Here is a 20,026-nt window from a genome sequence, read left to right on the forward strand (position 1 = left end):
TGGCCGGCCGTCGAGGCTGTCGAAGTCGCCGCAGCCTCTGTAGTGATGGGCGGCCCGGCTACGAAATGCCGAGTTCCTGATCGAGGACGTCGAACAGCTCGTCGTCCGTAGCCGCGTCGGCGATCGCCTTGATCTCAGGCTCCCCCGCACCTGCGCCATGGGTGTCGCGCCACTTGCGCAGCAGTGCTTCCAGTCGTGAGGTGACCCTTGTACGGCTGTCTGTCCGGCCGTCGTCCGTGTGGCCGTCGTCGAGCGCGGTCTCGCCGAGCAGGGACTCCAGCCGGTCGATCTCCCCGATCAGCCGACGCGCGATGTCCTCATCGGCCGGGGCGATCAGGGTCGCGATGTAGGCCGCAGCGGCAAGGGAGTTGGGGTAGTCGAAGACCAGGGTGGCGGTGAGCTGAAGCCCGGTCGCCTCGCTGAGCCGCCTGCGCAGTTCGACGCCCGCGAGCGAGTCGAACCCCAGCTCCTGGAAAGCCCGGCCGGGCTCGACGTCGTCCACCGAGGGGTGTCCGAGGACCGCTGCGGCGTGCGTCCGTACGACGTCCAGCAGCTCGTCCTCACGTTCTTGAGGCGGCAGTCCGGCGAGCCGTCGCCGCAGGTCGCCCGTACGCCGGCCCGGTGCCTGCTGCCGGCGTCGCCCGTTCGCGGGCACCACACCGTGCAGAACCGGCGGCACATCGTCGCCCATCGAGCGCAGTACGGGGCGGTCGAGGCAGAGGGCGAACAGCGCCGACTCACCCGACTCTCCTGACTCACCCGACTCGACCGACTCGACGGCAAGGTCGAGGAAGGCCAGGTCGAAGAGGGCCAGCCCTTCTTCCTCGGTCAGCGCGGGGAGCCCCAGCGCTCCCATGCGCCGGTGGTACTCGTCTGCCGACCCGTCGTCCGCGTCCGCGGCCCACGGACCATAGGCCAGCGCGACCGCCGGGAGCCCCGCGGCCCGCCGGGTCGCGGCGAGTGCCTCGGCGAAGGTGGCCGCGGCAGCGGTGCCGGGCCGGCCGGCTCCGTGCAGGAGTCCGCCCGATGTCCCGATCAGGACGAAGGCGTCCAGGGCGAGGTCTCGCGTCGCCTCGTGCAGGTTCCAGGCCGCGGTGGCCCGTGTACCCAGGACCGCGGTCAGCTGTTCCGGGCTCAGCGTGCCGATCAGCGCATTGTGCTCAGTGGAATCGGCGTGCACCACGGCGGTCAGCGGGTAGGCCTCGTCGATACGTGACAGCAGCACGGCAACTGCTCCGGGGTCGGCCATGTCACCCGGTTCGACGGTGACGTGGGCACCGAGTTCCGCCAGCGCGGACACCAGAGCTGCGGCTTCGGCGCCGGAACTGCCGGTCAGGACCAGCCGCCGTGCTCCGTGAGCGGAGACCAGGTGGCGCGCCAGGACGGCGCCCACGCCCCGGGTGCCACCGGTGATGAGGACGGTGCCCTCCGCCGGGGCCACCGGGTGGTCTTCGGGGGTGGGAGCGGGGGCCGGAGCCAGCCCGGGACGGAGCAGTACCCCGTCGCGTACGGCGGTCTCGGGCTCGCGAGCGCCGAATGCCGCTCCAAGGGCCCACGCACACTCCTCCGTACCGGCCGCCGGATCCAGGTCAATGAGCAGGAACGTGTCGGGGTGCTCGGCCTGGGCCGCGCGTATCAGACCCCATACCCCCGCCTGGGCAGGATCGGCCGCGCCCCCGTGTACAGGAACGGCGCCCTGCGTCACCACGGCGAGGCGGGAAGTGTCCAGCCCGTCCTCAGCCAGCCATTCCTGAACGGTCCGGAGAGTACGTCGTGCCAGGTCTCCTGCGGCATGGGCAACATCACCATCGGTACGAGGCAGCGCCAGGACCGCCGTACGAGGACCGGAGCCGTCCACGGCCAGCTCGGCGGAGAGTTCGGCCGGCGTCGCATAGACAGGTACGGGACCGAGCGGCGCGTACTCCGCACTGCCCAGCAGCACGACGTCCTGCGCATCAGGGTCGCCGGGCCGAGTCCGTTCCCTCGGGGCCCAGTTGAGCCGGTACAGCGCGCCACGGCCTGTCGGCGCCACGGCACGGGCTTGGATCCGTCGCGACCGGAGGGAGCCGACGGTGAGGACGGGAGCGCCCGCCGGATCGGTCAGGCTGACACCCACCCGGCCTGCCTCGCCGGGCACGATACGGACACGCAGCTGGGACGCTCCCGCCGTGTGCAGGGTGACGTCGCTCCATTCGGCGGGCACGATGGGGGTTCCATCGTGCTCTGCACCGGCGTGATGCGTCTGCAACGCCGCGTCCAGCAGCGCCGGATGGACTCCGAACTCCGCGCCCTCGCCGGCCTCTCCGGGCAGAGCGACCTCGGCGAGCAGGTGTTCCCCGTCCTTCCACGCGGCCGTGATCCCCTGGAACGCCGGCCCATAGTCGTGGCCGCGCGCGAACAGTTGCTCGTACACCTCGTCGACATCGAGCGGGACAGCTCCGACCGGCGGCCAGACACCGGGCGGGTCATAGGCTTCCGGCGCCCCCTCACCAACCGCCAGCACGGCCTTGGCATGCAGGGTCCACGGCGTATCGATGCCTTCTGCACGGGAGTGCACGCTCAGCGGCCGCTCCCCTGTCTCGTCAGAGGCCCCTACCCAGACGCGCAGGGCGGTGGGCGGCCCGTCATGCGCCAGGAGGAGGGGTTCCTCAACGGTGAGGCTCCGTACGACGTCGCACCCGATCTGCTGACCGGCGGCCAGAGCAAGCTCGATGAGCCCGGTCGCGGGGAACTCCTTGACGCCGTTCAGGCTGTGATCTGCGAGCCATCGCTGGTCGCCGAGGCCGAGGCGTCCGGCCAGAACCAGGCCGTCGCCCTCGGGCAGCTCGACAACAGCACGCAGGAGGGGATGTTCGGCCGCCGTAAGTCCGACGCTCGCCACATTGTCGAGCGGCTGGGCGTTCAGCCAGTAGTGCTGGTGCTGGAAGGCGTACGTGGGGAGTTCGGTCAGCCGGGCAGTGGATCCGGCGAAGAATGCCCGCCAGTCCACCGGAACGCCCCGCGCGAACAGCGCGCCCAGACCTGTCAGAAGCTCCGTGGCCTCATCACGACCACGACGCTGCAACCCAACAAACGCCACCCCATCAGCGGCCCCATCATCGCCGACCACCTCCACACCCATCGGAACCAGAGCCGCATCCGGCCCCACCTCCACAAACGACCCCACACCACGAGCCGTGAGAGCCGTCACCGCATCAGCGAAACGCACCGGCTCACGAACCTGCCGCACCCAATAACCAGGATCCGACCACTCACCCTCAACCACACCACCAGTCACCGTCGAAACCGCCGACAACTGAGGTGCATTGAAGGTCAGCTTCTCCACCACGGCTGCGAACTCATCCAGCATCGGATCCATCAACACCGAGTGGAACGCGTGACTCACATCAAGCCGCTTCGTCTTACAACCAAGCGCAGCGATCCGCCCGGCCAGCTCCAGAACCCCGGCCTCAGCACCCGAAATCACCACGGAAGAGGGGCCGTTGACGGCGGCGATACACACACCGCCCGACAACAGCGCGGCAACCTCACTCTCCGGGGCCCCGACCGCGACCATCGCACCACCCGAAGGCAGCGCCTGCATCAACCGCCCACGCGCGGCCACCAACACCGCCGCGTCCTCAAGCGACAACACCCCCGCCACATGGGCAGCGGCCACCTCACCGATCGAATGGCCGGTCACGACGTCAGGCCGTACACCCCACGACTCAAGGAGCCGGAACAAGGCCACCTCAACCGCGAACAAACCGGCCTGCGCAAACACGGTCCGGTTCAGCGCACCAGCATCAGTGCCCCAGACCACCTCACGCACCGACACACCCAACCCGGCATCCGACAGCTGGACATCCAGCAACCCCACCACCGCATCAAACGCCTCAGCAAAGACCGGGAACGCCTCATACAGACCACGCCCCATCCCCACCCGCTGAGCACCCTGACCCGTAAAGAGAAACGCCGTACCCTCACCGGCACGCGCCACATCCCGGACCACACCCGCCCCGGACTCACCCGCCGCAAGCGCCGACAACCCAGCGACAAACCCCTCACGGTCCCCCGCCACCACCACAGCCCGATGCTCCAGAGCCGCCCGCGATGTCGCCAGCGAGAACGCCGTATCCACGACACTCACACCCGACTCCACATGCGCCACCAGAGCAGCAGCCTGCGCACGCAACGCCTCAGCACTACGCCCCGACACCACCCACGGCACCACACCACCAACAGGCACCTCAACCGGCACCGGCAGCGCCTCCGGCTCCTCCAGGATGACGTGCGCATTCGTCCCGCTCAGACCGAACGACGACACACCAGCCCGCCGCGGACGACCCACCTCAGCCGGCCACGCCCGCTCCTCCCTCAACAACTCCACCGCACCCGCAGACCAATCCACCTGCGACGACGGCTCATCCACATGCAACGTCCGCGGAAGAACACCCTCCCGCAACGCCATCACCATCTTGATCACACCCGCCACACCCGCAGCAGCCTGCGTATGACCAATATTCGACTTCACCGAGCCCAGCCACAACGGCCGATCCTCCGACCGCCCCTGGCCATACGTCGCCAACAACGCCTGCGCCTCGATCGGATCACCCAGCGTCGTCCCCGTACCGTGGCCCTCCACCACATCCACATCAGCAGCCGACAACTGCGCATCCGCCAACGCCTGCTGGATGACGCGTCGCTGCGACGGTCCGTGGGGAGCCGTCAGACGGCTCGACGCGCCGTCCTGGTTGACGGCCGATCCCTTCAGCAGCGCCAACACCGGATGACCATTGCGCCGCGCGTCCGACAGACGCTCCAGCACCAGCACACCCACGCCCTCGCCCCAGCCGGTCCCGTCGGCGGCGCCGGCATAGGGCTTGCACCGGCCGTCCGGGGCCAGGCCGCGCTGCTGGCTGAAGTAGATGAAGACATCGGGGGTGGACATGACGGTCACGCCACCCGCCAACGCCAGCGAACTCTCACCCGACCGCAACGACTGCGCCGCCAAATGCATCGCCACCAACGACGACGAACACGCCGTATCCACCGTCACCGCCGGACCCTCAAGCCCCAACGTATAAGCCACCCGACCAGAAACCAGACTCCCCCCACTGGTCACCGCAGCCTCAGCACCCAAACCATAATCGTGATACATCAACCCCGCGAAAACACCCGTCGCACTCCCCTTCAACGACAAAGGATCAACACCCGACCGCTCCAACGCCTCCCACGACGCCTCCAACAACAACCGCTGCTGCGGATCCATCGACAACGCCTCATTCGGACTCACCCCGAACAAACCCGCATCAAACAAACCCGCACCCCCCAGAAAACCCCCCTCCCGCGCATACGACTTCCCCGCCCGACCCACCACCGGATCGAACAACCCACCAACATCCCAACCACGATCCCCCGGAAACACCCCCACAGCATCCACACCACCGGACACCACACCCCACAAACCCTCCGGCGACGACACCCCACCCGGATACCGACACGCCATCCCCACCACCGCAACCGACTCCCCCGCCAACAACCCCTCCGCACGGGAGAGACGTTCGCGCGTCGTCTGCAAATCGGCGGTGGCACGCCTCAGGTATTCCAGAAGTCTTTCCTCGTTGCCCACCGGAGGCCCCCCTCTGCGTCAGTCCGGATACCCATGGCCCACACGGCACCGAAGCCGGGAGTTGAGTCGTTTTCAGTCATTCGTCTCGACGTTTCACAAGACGCCTGATCTTCGCTTCGGAGGCTACTGAGGCCCTTGTGGGTGGCCAACCCCTGACTGAGGCCAAGGGGGTACCCCTAGTCCGGGCCGGGCCTTGGGTTAGGGGGTGAAAGGGAGGTCCCCGGGCGTCTTCAGGGGGTGATTCGTCTGGTGGCCGCCGTATCGGTCCGGCTTGAATGTTGCTCAGGTTCGACTGCCCGTCGGCCAGGACGGCGCTCGCCTTGTGGGCGGAGCACAGAAGGGAACCCTGCCAGTGAATGAGGTCGCGGCACCGGAACGAACCAGTGCGTGGATCCGACGCTTCCAGCCGGCGCCGGAGGCAGCCACGCAGCTGGTCTGCTTCCCGCACGCGGGCGGTTCGGCAGCGTACTTCCTCCCGGTCGCCCGCGCGATGTCGCCCGCGGTGGACGTACTGGCGGTCCAGTATCCGGGTCGGCAGGACCGCCGCGCGGAGCCCTGCGTGGAGGACGTGCACCAGCTGGCGGATCTCGCGGCCGCCGAACTGCTCCAGTGGGCCGACCGCCCGCTCACCCTCTTCGGCCACAGCCTCGGGGCCACGCTGGCATTCGAGGTCGCGGTACGGCTGGAGCGTGCGGGAATCGAATTGACCGGTCTGGTGGCCTCGGGACGCCGGGCCCCTTCCCGGTACCGCGCGGAACGCATCCACGAGATGGACGACAAGGGACTGATCGAAGACCTGAAGCGGTTGAGCGGAACGGATGACCGGATGCTCAACGACCCGGAAATCCTGGCAATGATCCTTCCGTACGTACGCGCCGACTACAAAGCCGCCGAGACATACCGCTACCGTCCCGGTGACGGATCCGGGATCAACTGCCGGATCGTCGCCATGACGGGGAATTCCGATCCGCATGTGTCGACCGACGAGGCCAGGGCCTGGTCCACGCACACATCGGGGGCCTTCGGGCTGCGGGTGTTCTCCGGCGGACACTTCTTCATCAACGACCACGCACCCGCGGTGATTCAGGCAATCAGCGAGTTCATCGACGGCCGTATACCGGCCTGAGCCGAACACCACGGGCAGTTCAGAAAATGGGGCTTTCGATGTCGGGGCACGGAAAACTCCTGGCCATCAGCGACCTCCATGTCCGCTACGAGGACAACGAGGAGATCGTCCAAGGGATCCGGCCGGATTCGGACGACGACTGGCTGCTGGTCGCGGGGGACGTCGGGGAAACCAGCACCGATATCCACCGGACACTGGAGCTGCTCGCCGACCGGTTCAGCAAGGTGATCTGGGTGCCGGGCAATCACGAACTGTGGACCACTCCGGACGATCCCCTGCGGCTCAACGGGGTGCGGAGATACGAGCATCTGGTCGCAATGTGCCGCGAGTTGGGTGTGGTGACTCCCGAAGACCCCTTCCCTGTGTGGGAGAGCGCGGACGGACCCACGGCGATCGCCCCGCTGTTCGTCCTGTACGACTACTCCTTCCTGCCCGCGGGCGCCGTGGACAAGCAGTCCGGACTCGCCATCGCGGAGCGGGCGGGGATCGTCTGCAGTGACGAGTTCATGCTGCATCCGGACCCGTATCCCTCCCGGGAAGCATGGTGCCGGGCCAGGCTGGAGAGCACCGAAGCACGGCTGGCCGCGCTGCCCGCCGACCTGCCCACCGTGCTGGTGAACCATTTTCCGCTGGTCCGCGAACCCACGTTCATCCTCACCCATCCGGAGTTCGCCATGTGGTGCGGGACCGTCGCCACCGCCGACTGGCCAATCCGTTTCCGTGCGTCGGCGGTGGTCTACGGGCATCTGCACATCCCCCGGCTCATCCACCACGACGGGGTGCCGCACCACGAAGTGTCCCTCGGGTATCCACGCGAGTGGCGGCGGTACGGCAGGGCCCCGGGCCGGCTCGTGGAAGTCCTCCCGGCCGCCGCCGGTCGGAACAACGGGAGGATGGTGCGCCCGTGATCGAAGATCTGCTGCCGTCGCCCACCGAGGTGGCCGAGTCGTTCGGTGACGCCCCCGTCGAGTCGCTCTTCCCCGCGGAAGCCGAGATCGTCGCACGTGCGGTGCCCGTGCGGCGCCACGAGTACGCGACCGTCCGGGTGTGTGCCCGGGAGGCGCTGGGCCGGCTCGGTATTCCTCCCGCGCCGCTGCTGCCCGGGGCGTCCGGTGAGCCCCTGTGGCCGGCCGGGATCGTGGGCAGTATGACCCACTGCCGTGGGTACCGGGCAGCTGCGGTCGCCCGGTCGACGGACGTCACCACCATCGGACTGGACGCCGAGCCCAACCAACCGCTGCCCAGCACCGGGGTGCTGGACCACGTGGCGCGGCCCGAGGAGCAGCGCCTGCTCGCCCGGCTCGCCGAGAAGCGGCCCGACGTCTGCTGGGACCGGCTGCTCTTCAGTGCCAAGGAGAGCATCTACAAGGCCTGGTTTCCGCTGGCCGGCCGCTGGCTGGACTTCCTGGAGGCCACGGTCGTCATCAATCCCGATGAAGGCACGTTCTCCTCGCGGCTGCTGGTACCCGGGCCGCTCGTGGACGGCGTCCGGGTGCACGGTTTCCGTGGCGGCTGGCTGGTCAGGAACGGGCTGGTCCTCACCGCGATCACCCTGACCCGGGCCGATTCCGGGGCCGGGGCCGACGCCGCGACCGCCCGTACGGTGGCCGCCCCAGCAACTCCTCCGCACACCGGGCCGGGCCCCCTGGAACACCCGGCAGGCACGGCCCCCTGAATCGCGGTCAGGGACGGCGGTCACGGCCCCCGCCCCTCTCGTCGCCGAATCGAATACTTCGAATACTTCACATACATCCACATCGAATACGTCCCGTACGGAGAGCCATGTCCCGTCGTCTGTTCACCTCGGAATCTGTTACCGAGGGCCACCCTGACAAGATCGCTGACCAGATCAGCGACACGATTCTCGACGCGCTTCTGCGTGAGGACCCCGCTTCCCGTGTGGCCGTGGAGACGCTGATCACCACGGGCCAGGTGCATGTGGCCGGTGAGGTCACCACGAAGGCGTACGCGCCGATCGCGCAGCTCGTGCGGGAGAAGATCCTGGAGATCGGTTACGACTCGTCGAAGAAGGGCTTCGACGGTGCTTCCTGTGGTGTGTCGGTGTCGATCGGGGCGCAGTCCCCGGACATCGCGCAGGGTGTTGACACCGCGTACGAGAAGCGGGTGGCCGCTTCGGGTACCGAGGACGATGATCTCGACAAGCAGGGCGCGGGCGACCAGGGCCTGATGTTCGGCTACGCGTGTGACGAGACGCCCGAGCTGATGCCGCTGCCGATCCATCTGGCGCACCGGCTGTCGCGTCGTCTGTCCGAGGTTCGTAAGAACGGGACGATCCCGTATCTGCGTCCGGACGGGAAGACTCAGGTCACCATTGAGTACGACGGTGACAAGGCGCTGCGGCTGGACACGGTCGTGGTCTCCTCGCAGCATGCGAGTGATATCGATCTGGACTCGCTGCTCGCGCCGGACATTCGTGAGTTCGTTGTCGAGCATGTGCTGAAGCAGCTGATCGATGACGGCATCAAGCTGGACACCGAGGGGTACCGGCTGCTGGTCAACCCGACCGGTCGTTTCGAGATCGGTGGCCCGATGGGTGACGCGGGTCTGACCGGTCGCAAGATCATCATCGACACGTACGGTGGGATGGCCCGCCACGGCGGCGGCGCGTTCTCGGGTAAGGACCCGTCGAAGGTGGACCGCTCGGCGGCGTACGCGATGCGCTGGGTTGCCAAGAACGTGGTGGCCGCAGGCCTCGCCACCCGCTGCGAGGTCCAGGTCGCCTACGCGATCGGCAAGGCCGAGCCGGTGGGCCTGTTCGTCGAGACGTTCGGCACCGCCACCACGGACACCGAGAAGATCGAGCACGCCATCAACGACGTCTTCGACCTCCGTCCGGCCGCGATCATCCGCGACCTGGACCTGCTGCGCCCGATCTACGCCCAGACCGCCGCATACGGCCACTTCGGCCGCGAACTCCCCGACTTCACCTGGGAGCGCACCGATCGGGCAGCCGCACTGCGCAGGGCCGCGGAGGCCTGATATGCGCATCACCACCGGAGGCCCGGCCTCCACCGGTCACCTGGTGACCGCCCCTCATGAACCGCTGGTAGGCGGATGCCGCCCGGTCACCACCATCGCCAGGGCCGCCTTCGGCGGCGCCCCATGACGACCCTTCAGGCTCCGGCAGCCCGCCGGAGCATCACGGACACACTGGCGACCGGGCAGCGCTCGTACTCCTTCGAGTTCTTCCCGCCGAAGACGGAGCGCGGCGAGCGAACCCTGTGGCAGGCACTGCGCCGGGTGGAGGCGGTGAACCCGACGTTCGTCTCCGTGACGTACGGCGCCGGAGGCTCCTCCAGGGAGCGCACAGCCGCCATCACCGAACGGATCGCGGAGGAGACGACACTGCGGCCGGTCGCGCATCTGACCGCCGTCGGGCATTCGCTCGCTGAGCTGCGGCACATCATCGGACGCTACGCGGACGCGGGCATCCGTGACGTCCTCGCACTCCGGGGTGATCCGCCGGGCAACCCACGGGGGCCCTGGATGCCGCACCCCGACGGGCTTCAGCACGCCATCGATCTGGTGCAACTCGTAGGCCGCTGCGGTGACTTCGACATCGGAGTCGCGGCTTTCCCGGAGCGGCATCCGCGGTCTGCGGACTGGGAGAGCGAGATCCGGCATCTCACGGCGAAGTTCCGGGCGGGAGCCGGGTACGCCATCACCCAGATGTTCTTCAGCGCGGACCACTACTTCCGTCTGCGCGACAGACTTGCCGCGGCGGGGTGCCACGCACCGGTGATTCCCGAGATCATGCCGGCCGTACGGTTCGAGCAGATCACCCGGTTCGCCGAACTCAGCGATGCCACATTCCCTGATCAGTTGGCCCGGCGGCTGGAGGCCGCACGGAACGACCCGCAGGCGGCACACCGCATCGGCGTCGACCATGCGACGGAGCTGGCGCAACAACTCCTTGACGCGGAGGCCCCCGGCCTGCACTACATCACGCTGAACCATTCGACAGCCGCCCTCGACATTCATCGCGCGCTACGGCTGCCCGCGCATCCGGCACAGCCCTTGTCATAGGCCGGATCGGGGTTCGGCGGAGGCGGTGCGGTGGTGGCGGCCCATGCCTGCGGCGCGGAGTTCATGGTGAACTTCAGGTGTCCCCCGCGCACCAGGTCGCTCTGGCTCAGGGAGGGCTCCGTGATGCTCCGGCCGTTGAGGGACAGCGACTGCACGTACGGCTTCGCTGCTGCTCCCGGTGCGCTGATCACCAGCGGACGGGAGGAGGCGGGAAGGCGGAGTACCGCCTTGTCGAAGAACGGGCTTCCGACCGCGTACTGGGCCGACGCGGGGTTGACCGGGTAGATACCGAGTGAGGACAGCACATACCAGGCGGACATCTGTCCGCAGTCCTCGTTGCCGCTGAGGCCGTCGGGACTGTTGGCGTAGTTCGTACGGGCGATGCGGCGCACCTGTTCCTGCGTCTTCCACGGCTGTCCGGCGTAGTCGTAGAGGTAGGCGGCCTGGTGGCTGGGCTCATTGGTGTGGTTGTTGTGGCCACCGGCGAAGTAACTGTCCAGCCAGGAAGCGAACTTCTCGTCGCCGCCCTTGAGGGCGATCAGTCCGGGGATGTCGTGCAGCACGTCGAGCGTGTACACCCACTGGTCGCCCTCGGTGAACCCTCCGTCGGCCCAGGAACCGTCGAGGTTACGGGACTGCATGAAGCCGGTGGAAGTGTTGAAGAGCTTCTTGTAGTTGTTGCTGCGCGCCAGGAACACATCGGCGTCGGCGGTCTTACCCACCTTCTTGGCGATCTGCGCGACCGCCCAGTCCTCGTAGGCGTAGTCCAGCGTGCGCGACCCGGCCTCAGAGGTGTGGTCGGCTGCGACCCAGCCGTTCTGCTTGTAGGTGGTCAGACCCGCTCTCGCCTCCACGGGTGTGCCCTGCTCGCGGTCGTGGAAGTCCAGTTCGGTGTCCCGGTCCGGTGGTGTCGTCGCGTCCTTGTACACCGCCCGGTAGGCCAGTTCGCGGTCGAATCCGGTGAAGCCCTTCGCCATGTCCTCGGCGATGATCGAGTCGGCGTTCGTGCCGACCATGATGTTGGTCTCCGTGATGTTCTTCCACATCGGCAACCAGCCGCCCTGCTGGTAGTCCTGGAGCATCGAGGTGACCATGCCGTTGACGCGTTCCGGGGCGAAGAGCGTCAAGAACGCGTTCTCCGCCCGGTAGGTGTCCCACGTCGAGTACCCGGTGTAGCTGACGCCGGAGTGGACCTTGTCGTCGTAGGCGCTGTAGTAGCGGCCATGCTCGGACATCTCCGACGGGTACTGCAGGGCGTGGTACATCGCGGTGTAGAAGACGGCCTTCTGGTCAGGCGTGGCACCCGTCAGATCGACCCGGTCGAGCTTGTCGCTCCACTGCGCCCGGGTCCTGGCCACGGTCTGCTCGAAGGTCTGGTCGTCGGGCACTTCGGCGGCGAGGTTGGCGCGTGCCTGGGCGACCGAGATGAACGAGGTCGCGATCCGGACCTGGACCTTCTGGGTACCGGACGGGAAGCCCACGTACGCGGACACATTGCCGTCGGTGCGGTCGGCCCGGCCCTCGTACTGGGTGGCTCCCGTGGCGGTGCCGTAGCCGGCGAAGGGGGTGTCGAACCGCGCGACGAAGTACCCCTTGAAGTGGGGTGCCTTGAACGGGCCGAGGTCGCTGTCCTGCCGGTCGGGGTTGTAGCCGGTGATCTCCCGCGCTCGGGGATCGACGTGCACCTGGCCCGTGATGCCCGGCCGCGTGGCCTGCAGGACGAAATTGGACTCCGCGCCGTGCGGGTAGGTCATCCGCAGGAACCCGACCCGTGAGGTCGCTGTCATCTCCGTCCGGAGTGTCTGCCCTGCGCCCGTCTGCATGTTCACCGTGTAGCGCGCGGGCGAGGCGGTCTCGTCGGCATGGGTGAACGCCAGCCCGCGGTCGGCCGCGGCCGTCTTCACGGCGCCGACCCCCGGCATTCCCACCACATAGCCGGAGTCGCCCATCCAGATCGCCGGCTGGTGCGTGCCGATGAAGCCGGTGATCTTCGGGTCGTTGAGGTGGTACGGAGTTCGGCTGACGTAGTTGTCCCGGGTCATCGGCGACCACCTGGTCATACCGAACGGCGGAGCCGTGCTGGGGATCATGCCGCCGTACTCGGTACTGCTGGCACCGGTCGTCCCGATGAACGGGTTGACCAGGCTCACATTCGACGATCTGCCGTCCGCCCGGCTGGTGGCGGCGAACGGCGGGAGGCACAGGGCCACGAGCGCGGTTACGATCGTGATCGTCCACGTCAGGGGCGCCGGCCCGGAGAATCGGCCGAGCCTGCGGATGCCCGAACCACGAGGTCTCTCCAGGTACATGACACACCTCCGAGTGGCAGCGTTGTCGAAGCGATCGAGTCTCGCACGAGCGGGGACCGAGCGCGGCGGTGTCGCCACGCCGGTCCCCGATCGGGACAGCCGCGGGTCCGTGTTCCCACGGCCCCGACTGCCGGATGTTCAGCCGGTCTACGAGGCGAGCACGTGGACCGGGGTGGTGGGCGCCGACATCAGGCCCGTCACCGGATCGACGCCGGCTGCGGTGAGTACCGCCCGCCCGCGCGGGACGTGCGCGCCGCAGCGCCAGTTCCCGTGCCGGTCGGCGGGTTGGCTCACGCAGGCGGCCTTGCCGGACACCGAGACGGTGATCAGTTCGCCCGGGGTGGCGGTGCCCTCGATTCGTACCTGGCCCGCGTGGATCGAGGAATTGTCCGCCGGCTTCGCGAGCACCGGCGCGGAGACCACCTTGCCCGGCACGGTCACCAGGGCACCGGCCACGGAGGCGAAGGTGCCGCCGGATGCGGGGTTCTTCGTACCGGTGGCGGTCACCGTCATCGTGTGCTGCTTGGCGGGGTCGAGACCGGTGCGGGTGAACACCGGTGTCAGGCCGCCGCTGTTGCTGTAGAGGTCGGCAGCGGTGGGCGAGTCGCCGTCCACCGACACATTGACGATGCCGTTGCTGTCGTTGGCCATGGACTGGAGAGTGACGCCGTCCCCCCGGAAGGTGAGCGTCGCCTTGTCGCCGGCGGTGTCGTCCCACGTGTTTCCGCCGCCGGACTGCCATGAGCCGCTGTACTGCCACTGGTTCACCGCGCCGCCGATGGTGGCGTAGCTGACGTTCGTCACCGATTCCGGGGTGTGCGTGCCGGGCGGCAGCGTCACCGGGACGGCCGGATCGGTCAGCGTGCTCACCTTCAGGTTGTCGTACTGCTCTCCGGCCAGGTAGCCGCCGGCGACGAGACCGACCTTTCCGGCGGAGAAGGAGGTGTCCGTGACCGAGCCGACCGTGGTGCCGTCGACCGAGGCGTAGATCAGCGATCCGGCGAACGTGAGTGCCAGGTTGTGCCAGGTCTTCAGCCCGGCCGCCGAGGACACGGTTCCGCCGGTCAGCGACGCCGCGGGCTTCCCGGAGCCGTCGGCGCGGTTGATCGACCAGGCGCCGGTGTCGCTGAGGGTGAGCGAGTAGTAGTGCACCCGGGACGGGTCTTCCTCCGTGCCGCCGAGATTGCTCTGGCGGCCCAGGATCCCGACCGAGCCCGGCTTGGCGTTACGCACGTCGGCGGACACCTGGTAGTTGCTCCACGCTGCGCTGCCGCCCACCGTGTACGGGTAGGGGGTCTGGATGTTCGACTGCCACTCAAGCGGCTTGGCCGGAGTGTCCATCTGAACGCACTTACCGGCACGGCCCGCACACGGCTCGACGGTGAACGCACCCTCCATGGTGGCCAGATAGCGGGCCTGCTGGCCCTGGGTCCCCGTGGTGAACGAGTCGGAGTAGGGCAGTGCGAGCGCCTTGCTCGCCGGTACCGCGGTGCTTCCCTTGTGCTGCCCGGTGGTGGTCGTGAACGAGTAGAGGTAGTTCGGCTGAAGGGTCATCGTCACCGTGCCGTGCGCGTCGGGCACGAGCGTCCGGCCCTGCGCGAACCACTGCGAACGGTCGCCGGAGACCAGGTTGGTACTCCAGACGTGCACGGGCCGGGTGGACAGGCCGCCACTGACGGTGACCTTGACCGTCTGCGGGCCGGTGGCCCGGGTCGTCTCGACGACGGAACTCCAGTCCTTGCCGCCTGGCGACTTCAACGTCACGTAGCTGCCGACCTGGTCGGAGGTCTGGCCGCCCAGATAGCCGCTGGCGCCGTCCAGGTACTGCCAGCCCGGCTGCGCGAACTGCGTCGTGTGCGCGGTCACCCACGTCGACAGGCCGACGTCGTACGAGCCCGTCCACGGCTCGTTGGCCATGACCAGCCCTTGGTCGGCGAAGCCGACGTCCGGGTAGGCCGAGGCGACGACCGGCCAGTTGATGCTCGCGGTCATCCGGCCGTCGACGTAGTCGATGTTGTCGGCACGGGCCATCGGCAGACCGCCGGCGTTGTAGCTCATCGAGCCCTGTTCACTGGCCCACAGCGGCGTGTTCAGTGCCTGAGCGGCCTGCGAGGAGGGGCAGGACGTCTCCACGTTGGGGTAGTCCGAGATCGGCGTGGGGCCGTTCCACCCGCAGGGGTAGTGCTCACCGATGGCCGATACCGCCTTGGCGAAGTCCGCGTCCTGCGCCATGGCCCCGCTGACATCCGAGAACGAGCTGACCTGATCCGCGGCCACCAACTTGACCCCGGAGAAGCCGTGCTGGTCCAGCGCGGCCCGAAGGTCCTTCCACCAGGCCGCGGTCCAGCCGCCCTTCTCGTTCCAGCCGCCCATGTAGGCGAAGGTGAGGCCGCGCTGCTTGGCGCAGCCCAGCCAGTCGGTGATGTACTGGATGCCGTTCTGCGTGTACATGCTGGAGCCGACCCAGCCCGGTGCCGCCCAGGTCAGCCCGTAGAGCTTGATGTGGGGGTTGCGCTTCAGCGCCTGCTGGGCGAGCCAGAACTCGTACCCCGCCTGGCAGTTGATCGCTCCCCGGGTCTCTTCGATCGTCTGCTCGGCGCCGGAGGTGGTGTTCCCGTCCCCGCTGGTCTCGACCTTGAGGATCTGGAGGTTGGCGCCGTATCCGGGCTTGAAGAGGTAGTCCAGGATCGCGTTGCGCTGTGCGGCCGGGTAGTCGGTGAGCAGCCGGGTGTTGCCACCGCCGCCGCTGATCGCGCCGAGCCCGTCGAAGGTACGGCCGGAGTCCTGGCCGTTGACCGCTATCGACGTGTCCGGCAACGCGGTTGCGCCGGCTCGGGCCGGGGCCAGCAGGACCGCCGCAGCGGCCATGATCAGGGCCAGGACGGCAGCGACGGCCACGAAGCGGTCCCCGCCACCCGCCTGCCGTTTGTCTCTGTGCGTGTACATGGCTTGTCTCCTGGAGCGACGACGTCCTCATCGATGGATGACTGCTGGTCCGGCGGAATGATGTGTGAAACCGATCGCTAAACACACTTGAAACAACTAAACCAATCAGATTCGCTCAGACGCCTGAGGGTAAGCAGCCGCTCGCACGGCGTCAAGGTTTCGCACAAGTAACGTTCCGCGCAGGACTGATTGGAACGAGGCCGCATCGATCAACTTCACTCAGCCGTGGGCGTGTTCGGAGCATCGGTGGACCACCGAGGCCCCCGAGCGCCACGGATTCGCCGCCGGGACTTGAGGCCCTCAGTTCCGTCGGGAACAGGCACAGATCGGCCAGGTGCCGGCGGACCGGCGGACCGGCTTGATGATGTTGTCGCCGGCTCGGGAGACGCCTCCGCCGCCGATGACCAGCGACGGGTCCACGGTCATCGACATGACGGTGAATCAGGTGTGCAGGTCGCGTACCAAGCGTGCGCGCGATCGCCGCTACCCGCCGACCGGCGCTGATCTCTCCCAGCCAGTACCGCCCACCGGAACAGCAAGGTCCAGGAGGCCGTCGAAGCGCGGGAGACCCTCGACGCCGCATTGTCCGCCGCCGGCATCCAGTTGTCCGCCACGGACATCCCCGTGGTCGGAGCCGATCCCCCGGTCCCGGGTGACGATGAGGACACACGGCAGGAGCGATACGCCTTGATCCACCTCCGCATCTGCTCGACCCCCTTCGTGCACCACGGCCCGCGCGCTCGCCCGCCCAGCCCGTCCCAAACCCCTGCCGCTCGATCCCGCCCCCTGTCCTAGGATGTGCGAGATCATCTGCGGCCCGACGGGCTTCCGTTCCGCGTCAGCGGACTGAAGAGGACATGCCCCCACCCGCACGAGCTACTTCGTGCTGCCTGGGGGCATTCCTTGCTATTCCGCGAGTCCACCGCGACCGTCGCTGCCCGCAGCCAGGAAGGGGCCCTGGCACTGCACCTGATGGAGAATTTCCAGCACGCGCTCGGCCACCGGCCCGGAGCGTCCGAGGTGCGGTCCTGGGAACGCAGCATCCCTGCCCTCACCGGTGCGCTGCTCGATGCCGGGCTCGGCGACGTCGAGATGCTGATCGAGTACACCCTCCCCCTGACCAGCAAGCGTGCCGACGTGATACTCGCCGGGGTGCACCCGTCGACCGGCGAGCCGTCGTACGTCGTGGTCGAGCTCAAGCAGTGGAGTCAGGCCTTCGCCGAGGAGGAGGACCCCCTTCTCTGCCGGATAGACGCATACCCGCGTCCCGTGCTCAACCCGATCGAGCAGGTCCGAGGGTACTGCTCCTACCTGGTCTCGTTCAACGGTGCGCTGGAGCGGACACCGGAGGCGGTGGCCGGGGTGGCGTTCCTGCACAACGCGACGGAGTTCGGCATCAGTTCCCTGCGTGAGGTCCCGGAGGACCTCCAGGGCCGTCTGTACACCGCGGAGCAGCGCGGGGCGTTTCTCGCCTTTCTGCGTTCGCGGCTCGCGCCCAAGTCCGGGGCAGGGGCCGCCGACCTGCTCGTCCAGGGCAGGACACGCCCGTCGAAGCAACTGATGGCCGTGGCGGCAGCCGAGGTCCGGGACCGCAAGCAGTTCGTCCTCCTCGACGAGCAGCGGATCGCCTATGAACTGGTCCTCTCTGCGGTGCGCAAAGCCAAGCGCTCGAACCACAAGCAGGTGGTCGTGGTGACCGGCGGCCCCGGTTCCGGCAAGAGCGTCATCGCGCTGTCGCTCCTCGGCGAGTTGTACCGGCGCGGGGTGACCGCTCTGCACGCGACCGGTTCGGCGTCGTTCACCAAGACGATGCGCAAGATCGCCGGCGCCCGGAAGCCCGAGGTGCAAAGGCTGTTCATGTACTTCAACAGCTTCATGGCGGCGGAGCCCAACGACCTGGATGTCCTCATCTGCGACGAGGCCCACCGGCTCCGTAAGACGTCCGCCAACCGCTACACCAAGGCCGCTCTGCGCACCGACCGACCCCAGGTGGCGGAACTGATCGACGCGGCCCGGGTGCCGGTGTTCCTGCTCGACCAGCACCAGGTGGTGCGGCCCGGCGAGATGGGTACCAAGGAGCAGATCAAGGACGCCGCCGCCGCGCAGGGCCTCGACTGCGTCGTGGTGGAGCTGGACAGCCAGTTCCGCTGCGGCGGCAGCGAAGCCTATGTGCAGTGGGTCGCGAACCTGCTCGGTCTTGAGAGCGACGAGCCGACCGTCTGGGAGCCGGACGGCAAGGTGGAGCTGCTGCTCGCCGACAGCCCGCAGGAGTTGGAGGACTTCCTCGTCGCCCGCCGCGATGAAGGCCAGGGGAAGAAGTACAGCGCGCGCATGACGGCCGGGTACTGCTGGAAGTGGACCACGAGGATCACACCTGAGATGTCCGAGCTGCCCCGCGACGTCGTCATCGATGACTGGTCACGGCCCTGGAACGTTCCCGGCGACCGGTCCCTGTTCGGCGCCCCGTCGGCACCGCTCTGGGCCAACGATCCGGCCGGTTTCGGCCAGGTGGGCTGTGTATACACCGCCCAGGGCTTCGAGTACGACTGGTCAGGCGTGATCATGGGCCCGGACCTGGTGTGGCGCACCGACCAGTGGGTGGTGAACCGTAATGCTTCAAAGGATCCGATCTTCACAAAGGCGACCCCGGGCGCCGAGGTCCACCGGCTCATCCGCAACACGTACAAGGTGCTGCTGACCCGCGGGATGGTCGGGACGATGATCTACTCCACGGATCCTGAGACCCGCGAGAAGCTGCGCTCGCTCGTCCACCCGGAGACAGGAGCCAAGGTGGCTGTTCACGCGTGATCTGCGGGACTACGTGGTCAAGGGTGGCTACGGGACAACTTCGACGAGGCTCTGGGGCTGATCAAGGCCGCGCTGGACGTCACACTCCAAGACGGCCTATCTGTGCGGCTCGTTCGGTTCGAGTAAGTCGCACCCCATGGCGGTGCTGCACGCACTGCTGAGCGGCAGCACCGCCGCCGGGTCCCGCAACGGCCTCGACCCATGCTGACCAAGCACGCCTGGCTCGGCTGCCAAGAACTTCCTGCTCGCGCCGTACCACATGGTCGGGGTCGAGGCCCTGGCGCAGCGGGTCCTGGGCAGCTAGGTCAGCCACGCCGCACGCTCCCACCCATGCCATGCCCAGCACGAGGCTGTGTGGGGGCTGGGAAGTCGATCACGATGAGGCGACGCAACCCCGCGATCCACCACATCGTCACGGACCTCGGCCGTTTACGGAACAGGAGAAGGCGTCAGCCGGCTGGCCGGCTCCGTGCGCACCACGGCCCTGTCCACCATGCGGGTCACGTTCCCGTGGTCGGCGCATCGTCCGAGACTGTCCGCTGCACCTGACCGCCATCGGCGGCCACCACTCCCAGAAGTACCTCGCTGAGCGTGGCCATGTCAGCGGCCATGTCGATGTCCGGGTCGAGGAGCCATTGCAGCTGGAGGCCGTCGACCGCCGCCAGCAGGATCCGCGCCGCCCAGTCCGCGTCAGGTGTACTGCGCTCGGCCCCGAGGTCCTGCCGGTGTTCGACGCCGTCGGTCAGCAGACCGCCCAGGCTCTCGCGAAGGCGGGGGTAGCGCTCGGTGAAGTAGGCATGGGCCGGGTGGTCAGGTTCGGCCGCCGCGGCGGCAACGTCCAGGAAGAGCTTGACCAGGCCGGGCGTCGTGGCGTTGTGGGCGAGGAGTTCGAATGCCGCCTTCGGATCACTGCCGGCATCCCCGAACGCGGTCCGATCGGCCTTCTCCCGCGCCTGCAGGACGGCGGTGAACAGTTCCTCGCGGCTGCCGAAGTGGTGCATGACCCCGGCATCGGTCATGCCTACACGCTGGGCGATGTCCCGCACGGAAACGCCACGGCTCCCGGCCTCCGTATAGGCGGCCAGGGCGGCGTCGATGATCTGCTCCCGCCTGGCGACGGTCTTGCGGTAGGGGCCCCTGGGGCTGCGGCTGCTCACCACGCGAGTCTAGGCCGCCGAG

At 68.1% G+C, this 20,026-nt stretch carries 12 protein-coding genes; 7 read left to right on the forward strand and 5 right to left on the reverse strand.

The window, feature by feature from the left end; all coding sequences use genetic code 11:
• Positions 1-58: 58 nt before the first annotated feature.
• Positions 59-5,611: a type I polyketide synthase gene (locus OG385_RS04870; protein WP_266852144.1), complete on the reverse strand. Its 5,553-nt coding sequence runs from the start codon at positions 5,609-5,611 to the stop codon at positions 59-61.
• 352 nt (positions 5,612-5,963) lie between these two features.
• On the opposite strand from OG385_RS04870, the gene OG385_RS04875 reads away from it, so the two are divergent.
• The 6 genes from OG385_RS04875 (at position 5,964) to metF (ending at position 10,784) form a co-directional block, all read left to right on the forward strand.
• Complete coding sequence (locus OG385_RS04875; RefSeq protein ID WP_266852146.1) at positions 5,964-6,737, forward strand: thioesterase II family protein; 774 nt, start codon at positions 5,964-5,966, stop codon at positions 6,735-6,737.
• Between the two features lie 38 nt (positions 6,738-6,775).
• Positions 6,776-7,645 carry a metallophosphoesterase gene (locus tag OG385_RS04880; RefSeq protein WP_266852148.1) on the forward strand — a complete coding sequence of 290 codons (870 nt, stop codon included), beginning with the start codon at positions 6,776-6,778 and terminating at the stop codon, positions 7,643-7,645.
• Complete coding sequence (locus OG385_RS04885; protein WP_266852149.1) at positions 7,642-8,412, forward strand: 4'-phosphopantetheinyl transferase; 771 nt, start codon at positions 7,642-7,644, stop codon at positions 8,410-8,412. Before OG385_RS04880 ends, OG385_RS04885 begins: the two co-directional genes overlap by 4 nt.
• Before the next feature lie 107 nt (positions 8,413-8,519).
• A complete protein-coding gene (metK, locus tag OG385_RS04890) occupies positions 8,520-9,737 on the forward strand; it encodes a methionine adenosyltransferase (protein WP_266852151.1) in 1,218 nt (405 codons plus the stop codon).
• Position 9,738: 1 nt separating this feature from the next.
• Positions 9,739-9,864, forward strand: a complete 126-nt coding sequence (locus OG385_RS04895; RefSeq protein WP_266852153.1) for a hypothetical protein — start codon at positions 9,739-9,741, stop codon at positions 9,862-9,864.
• Complete coding sequence (metF, locus tag OG385_RS04900) at positions 9,861-10,784, forward strand: methylenetetrahydrofolate reductase [NAD(P)H] (protein ID WP_266852155.1); 924 nt, start codon at positions 9,861-9,863, stop codon at positions 10,782-10,784. The genes OG385_RS04895 and metF overlap by 4 nt, the downstream gene beginning before the upstream one ends.
• On the opposite strand, the gene OG385_RS04905 is transcribed toward metF, so the two are convergent.
• From OG385_RS04905 to OG385_RS04915, 3 genes are all read right to left on the reverse strand, one after another.
• Positions 10,736-12,994, reverse strand: a complete 2,259-nt coding sequence (locus OG385_RS04905) for a GH92 family glycosyl hydrolase (RefSeq protein WP_266852157.1) — start codon at positions 12,992-12,994, stop codon at positions 10,736-10,738. The genes metF and OG385_RS04905 overlap by 49 nt on opposite strands.
• A gap of 246 nt (positions 12,995-13,240) precedes the next feature.
• On the reverse strand, positions 13,241-16,039 hold the full coding sequence (locus tag OG385_RS04910; RefSeq protein WP_266852159.1) for a galactosylceramidase: 2,799 nt from the start codon (positions 16,037-16,039) through the stop codon (positions 13,241-13,243).
• 300 nt (positions 16,040-16,339) lie between these two features.
• Positions 16,340-16,465, reverse strand: coding sequence for a hypothetical protein (locus OG385_RS04915; RefSeq protein WP_266852161.1), 126 nt, complete (start codon positions 16,463-16,465; stop codon positions 16,340-16,342).
• 477 nt (positions 16,466-16,942) lie between these two features.
• Between OG385_RS04915 and OG385_RS04920 the strand changes: the two genes are divergently transcribed.
• Positions 16,943-18,847: a DUF2075 domain-containing protein gene (locus OG385_RS04920; protein WP_266852163.1), complete on the forward strand. Its 1,905-nt coding sequence runs from the start codon at positions 16,943-16,945 to the stop codon at positions 18,845-18,847.
• 500 nt (positions 18,848-19,347) lie between these two features.
• Here OG385_RS04920 and OG385_RS04930 read toward each other — a convergent pair whose 3' ends face one another.
• Entirely contained in the window at positions 19,348-20,004 is a 657-nt protein-coding gene (locus OG385_RS04930; protein WP_266852165.1) for a TetR/AcrR family transcriptional regulator, read from the reverse strand.
• Positions 20,005-20,026: the final 22 nt, after the last annotated feature.

The organism is Streptomyces sp. NBC_01306, assembly GCF_026340465.1.
In the GTDB taxonomy this organism is placed as follows: Bacteria; Actinomycetota; Actinomycetes; order Streptomycetales; family Streptomycetaceae; genus Streptomyces.

Bases quoted from the DNA above. Each gene is read 5' to 3' on its own strand.
- OG385_RS04880 (WP_266852148.1), top strand. From the start codon at position 6,776: ATGTCGGGGCACGGAAAACTCCTGGCCATCAGCGACCTCCATGTCCGC.
- metK (WP_266852151.1), top strand. From the start codon at position 8,520: ATGTCCCGTCGTCTGTTCACCTCGGAATCTGTTACCGAGGGCCACCCT.
- OG385_RS04895 (WP_266852153.1), top strand. From the start codon at position 9,739: ATGCGCATCACCACCGGAGGCCCGGCCTCCACCGGTCACCTGGTGACC.
- metF (WP_266852155.1), top strand. From the start codon at position 9,861: ATGACGACCCTTCAGGCTCCGGCAGCCCGCCGGAGCATCACGGACACA.
- OG385_RS04910 (WP_266852159.1), bottom strand. From the start codon at position 16,039: ATGTACACGCACAGAGACAAACGGCAGGCGGGTGGCGGGGACCGCTTC.
- OG385_RS04915 (WP_266852161.1), bottom strand. From the start codon at position 16,465: ATGACCGTGGACCCGTCGCTGGTCATCGGCGGCGGAGGCGTCTCCCGA.